This is a genomic window from Arthrobacter sp. B2a2-09 (assembly GCF_027587375.1).
GTDB lineage: Bacteria > Actinomycetota > Actinomycetes > Actinomycetales > Micrococcaceae > Arthrobacter.
Genome location: NZ_JAMXIC010000012.1, coordinates 1 through 4,035 on the forward strand (window position 1 = coordinate 1; position 4,035 = coordinate 4,035).

Sequence of the window (4,035 nt, forward strand, 5' to 3'; positions counted from 1 at the left end):
CTGGCCCACATCGCCGACGGCATCCAGGACTCCGGCACCACCCGCCAGGAAGCCCGCACCCTCCTCGCACACCACGCGATCGCCTGATCCGTAAGGAGCCAGCATGTTCCCCACCCGGATTGAAATCATTCCCTCAGACGGAATCGTTGAGAAAGTCCAGGCCGCAGTGCCGCTTTCCACAACGCTCACCGTTACCTGTTTGCCCCATCACGGCATCGCGCGGACCATGGAGGCTTCCGTCAAGCTCAGCCTCCTCGGCTACAACGTGATTCCGCACCTCTCGGCACGCGGGCTGGAGGACCGGGCGCAGCTTGCCGGCATCCTCCGGGACTGCGAGGCCGCCGGGATCACGGAGGTCTTCGCCATCGGTGGAGACGGTCCGCTTGGTGCCGGCCCCTACCGATCGTCCCTTCCCCTTTTGGCTGACATCGCCGAGTACTCCGGCGGTAGGATCACAGCGGGCATCGCCGGCTACCCCGAGGGGCATCCTTCCGTGAGCGGGCTGGATTTGCTGGATGCCCTGGTAGCCAAGCAAGGCCTCGCCACGCACGTTGTCACGCAAATGTGCTTCTCCGCCCCGAAGGTCCTCGATTACGCAGCACTCCTGCGCCGGGAAGGCGTCGAGCTTCCCTTGTGGGCAGGGGTGGCCGGGGCCGTATCCCGGACAAAACTGCTGGCCCTGGCAACCCAGATCGGCGTCGGGACATCCTTGAAGTTCCTCAGCAGTAAAGGAACCCTTGCCCGCAAGCTTCTAGGCGGGGACAAGTACTCACCGGAAAGCCTGGTTTCCGGGCTCATGGCGCATCCGGATAGCGTCTCGGGAATCCATCTCTACAGTTTCAACCGACTCGACATGCCCACCTGGGAGCGAAGCGGCCTGCCCGATCCTGCGGACAGCGAAGCAGCTTCCGCGTAGCCGCGCACCGCTAACCGCCTAGGTCCTGGGGACCCCTAGCTCCCCGGGACCGAAATCACCGCGACCGTCTTCTGGGTGTCATCGCGCAGTTCCACGCCCGAAATCCCGGCGAGCTGGACCGGCGTCGCGCCCGTGACCTTAATGTGGCCGCTGGACGTCGCGGTCCAACCGCAGGCCATTTCCTCCGTGCCGTCGCGGCCCTTGACCCACAGGTACATCGTGCCTTGCAGCGGCATACTGCGGCCTTCCAGCTGCAGCTCGGTCCCCCACGACTTCCTGACGAGCCCCACAGTGAGCTGCAGGCCGTTGTCCGTCTGCAGCGAGTAGCTGGCGTCAGGCTTTGGTGGCTGGTTCAACACCGGCCCCGCCAGTATGCCCAACCCAAGGCAAGCGGCGGCCACGGCACCCACCAGAGCCACCCACCGGCGTCGGGATTTCCGTCGCCGTGCTGCCATTTTGAGGAGAATCGGCTGCGGGAGCCTTTCTGAAAAAGCCCCCAAAAGTGAGCGATCGTCGGAAGGAACCGAGGCGGAGGGCTCGACGGCGGGGCGCCCGGCGGCGAGCGCGACGGCGTCGGGCACGGGGACGGCGTCAAGGAGGGCAGGGAGGCTCTCCAGCTCGCCCAACTCGAGCCGGCAATCAGCGCAGGTTCCCAAGTGCTCCTCGAAAACCCGGGCCTCGGCAGGCTCCAGGCCGCCGAGCAAGTAGGCGCCCAGCAATTGATGAAGTCCGGTTTCGTTCACCGCTGCACCCCCATTTCGTCGAGAATCGTGCGAAGCCCCCTGACGGCGTAGAAGGCCCGGGATTTCACCGTGCCGCTGGGGATGTTGAGCCTCAGCGCGGCCTCGTTCACCGTGAAACGTTCGTAATGCAGGGCTACCAGGACCTCCCGGTGTTCGGTGCTGAGCCGCAGGAGCGCCTCCTCCATAAGGACCCGGTTGAGGAGCTCGTCCACGCGCTCGGTGGCCTCCTCCGGGTCCGCCATGTCGCGTTCGGCAGCCTCTGCCGGACGCCGCTGCGCCTTGCGGTAGTTGTCGATGATGACATTGCGGGCAGTGCGGAACAAATAGCTGCGCAGGCTCCCGGTGATCTGCGGGGCATGCTGCCATACGCGGAGGATGGTTTCCTGCACCACATCCTCAGCCATGTGCGCGTCCGGCGTGCAGCTCAGCACGAAGCGGCGCAGGGCTGTGCCGTGGTCGCGATAGATCGCGGCCACCACGTCCTCATCGAGCGGCATCGAGGCCTCCTCTGTGCTGCGGCTTCCCCTTCTCGTGCGATACGACGTGCCCGCCACGAAAAAGGTTCAAGCCCTGTGAACCATTCTTCACCCGGCAGCGTCGTACGGGTTAGCTTCCGGCACGTCCATGACCGGTCCAAGCGAAGGAGCAAACCATGAAGAAGCAACTCGGCACCGGGCTCGGCATCCTTGCTCTGGCCATCGCCCTCACTGCCTGTGGGGGAAGCCCCGGCGCGTCGTCCACGTCCTCAAGCGCCACCAGTCCCAGCCCTTCGGCATCCAGCCCCGCGGCATCGAGTTCAAGCGCTCCGGCGTCGAGCACTCCTGCTGGCGCGGCGGAACTGAAGACGGCGTCGTCGAGCGTCGGCGATCGAGTGGTTGCGGCGAACGGCAAGAGCGTCTACATCTTCGCGAAGGACGTCAAGGATTCCGGCAAGAGCGCCTGCGCCGGCGGTTGCGCTACCCTCTGGCCTGCCGTGACAACGACGTCGGCCATGCCGGCGGTTGACGGGGTAACCGGAACCATCGGCACCATCCCGACAGCGGACGGCAAGATGCAGATCACCATCAACGGGTTGCCCATCTACTTCTACTCCAAGGACGAAGACTCCAGTGACACCTACGGCCAGGGCGTGGGCGGTGTCTGGTCCTTGGTCAGCCCGTCCGGCTCCATGGTGACCCCAAGCGGGAGCAGCACCCCGAGCGGGAGCAGCATGGGCTACTAAACCCTCGCTCACCTTTGCACCCCAAAAGGCAAACGCTCGCTCAGATCTCTCCAGACAGGCCGGAAGATCTGAGCGAGCGTTTGTCCAGGAGGCCTCAAAGGTGAGCGAGCGTCCGCCCCAGAACCCCTAAAGGTGAGCGAGCGTTTTAGGCGTCTTCGAACTCGTCAGCGTCCTCGAACTCCACCGCGGCGATGATTTCCTTCGTCTCCGGGTGGATCATGAAGGCTTCGTCGTCCTCTTCGATCATGATGTAGTTGCCGTGGTCCGTGGTGAAGTGCCAGGCGAGGATCGTCTCGCCGTCGTGCTCGTAGTTGGGATCGCCCATGGTGATCTTCTCCAGCTGGTAGCCGGCAACGTCGCACAGTTCACGGATGATGAGCTCGAATTCAGGGGCGTTCTCGAGTTCCGCTTCGGCGGCCTCGGCCTGGCGCTCTTCGAGGTTCGGGATGAGGGCTACGCGCTCGGCGATGTAAGCCTTGAGCTGCTCCTCGTCCAGGTAGAGCACACCGTCCTGGCTGCGGAGCCACGCTGCGTTGAGTTCGATGATGTCTTCGGTTTCCAGGAGGGATTCGAATTCGCCGTCGAGGGCCTCGAGTTCAGCAACGGCTTCCGGTGCCTCCTCGGACTCGTCAAGGTCGCCATCCAGGTAGGCCTCGGCGTCGTCCTCGGACAGCGCGTCGAAAGCTGCGGCGGTGCGGTTGAACAGCTCAAGGTGGCCCTTGGCACCCATTCCTTCGAGGCCTTCGCGGACAAACGCATCCACCTCTTCGCGTTCCGGGACCGTGAACACATACTGGGCGAACCCGCCCGCGAGTGCCTGTGTCAGGTAGTAGTCCACAAAGTAGCTGCGCAGGGCGTTGGTAGCGATTTCCTCATGGTTGAGGAGCTCCTCGTACATCTCGTTGACCACGGTGACATTCGCGTCCACAACGTCTGCGTTGTCGGCCTCGATGCTGTCCTTCGTCAGAACGACGGGGTTCTCATTGCTGGTCATGGGATTTCCTCACTGCTGGGAAGCTTGTGCTGCTCCGGACCCTTTCAACGTACGCGGGGGCGGTCGTCGGGCAAGCTAGGCAGAGGTGAACGTCCGGCAAAGTTTCAGGGCTGCGTGGGCCCAATGAGCAGCCCGGGTTCCCTGACTGAGCGGAGCGAAG

General features: G+C 64.1%; 5 protein-coding genes. 2 read left to right on the plus strand and 3 right to left on the minus strand.

The features are described from left to right. Positions 1–103: 103 nt before the first annotated feature. Entirely contained in the window at positions 104–916 is an 813-nt protein-coding gene (locus NFJ07_RS13820; RefSeq protein WP_269995156.1) for a methylenetetrahydrofolate reductase, read from the plus strand. 35 nt (positions 917–951) lie between these two features. Here NFJ07_RS13820 and NFJ07_RS13825 read toward each other — a convergent pair whose 3' ends face one another. Both NFJ07_RS13825 and NFJ07_RS13830 read right to left on the minus strand, forming a co-directional pair. After that, positions 952–1,659: an anti-sigma factor family protein gene (locus tag NFJ07_RS13825; protein ID WP_269995158.1), complete on the minus strand. Its 708-nt coding sequence runs from the start codon at positions 1,657–1,659 to the stop codon at positions 952–954. After that, on the minus strand, positions 1,656–2,156 hold the full coding sequence (locus tag NFJ07_RS13830; RefSeq protein WP_269995159.1) for a sigma-70 family RNA polymerase sigma factor: 501 nt from the start codon (positions 2,154–2,156) through the stop codon (positions 1,656–1,658). The genes NFJ07_RS13825 and NFJ07_RS13830 overlap by 4 nt, the downstream gene beginning before the upstream one ends. 155 nt (positions 2,157–2,311) lie before the next feature. On the opposite strand from NFJ07_RS13830, the gene NFJ07_RS13835 reads away from it, so the two are divergent. After that, complete coding sequence (locus tag NFJ07_RS13835; protein WP_269995161.1) at positions 2,312–2,881, plus strand: COG4315 family predicted lipoprotein; 570 nt, start codon at positions 2,312–2,314, stop codon at positions 2,879–2,881. 145 nt (positions 2,882–3,026) lie between these two features. Here the strand turns inward: NFJ07_RS13835 and NFJ07_RS13840 are convergent, their stop codons facing one another. Next, complete coding sequence (locus tag NFJ07_RS13840; RefSeq protein WP_269995163.1) at positions 3,027–3,875, minus strand: DMP19 family protein; 849 nt, start codon at positions 3,873–3,875, stop codon at positions 3,027–3,029. Positions 3,876–4,035: the final 160 nt, after the last annotated feature.

Coding starts and splice junctions, on each gene's coding strand:
- NFJ07_RS13835 (WP_269995161.1), top strand. CDS start 2,312: ATGAAGAAGCAACTCGGCACCGGGCTCGGCATCCTTGCTCTGGCCATC.
- NFJ07_RS13820 (WP_269995156.1), top strand. CDS start 104: ATGTTCCCCACCCGGATTGAAATCATTCCCTCAGACGGAATCGTTGAG.
- NFJ07_RS13830 (WP_269995159.1), bottom strand. CDS start 2,156: ATGCCGCTCGATGAGGACGTGGTGGCCGCGATCTATCGCGACCACGGC.
- NFJ07_RS13840 (WP_269995163.1), bottom strand. CDS start 3,875: ATGACCAGCAATGAGAACCCCGTCGTTCTGACGAAGGACAGCATCGAG.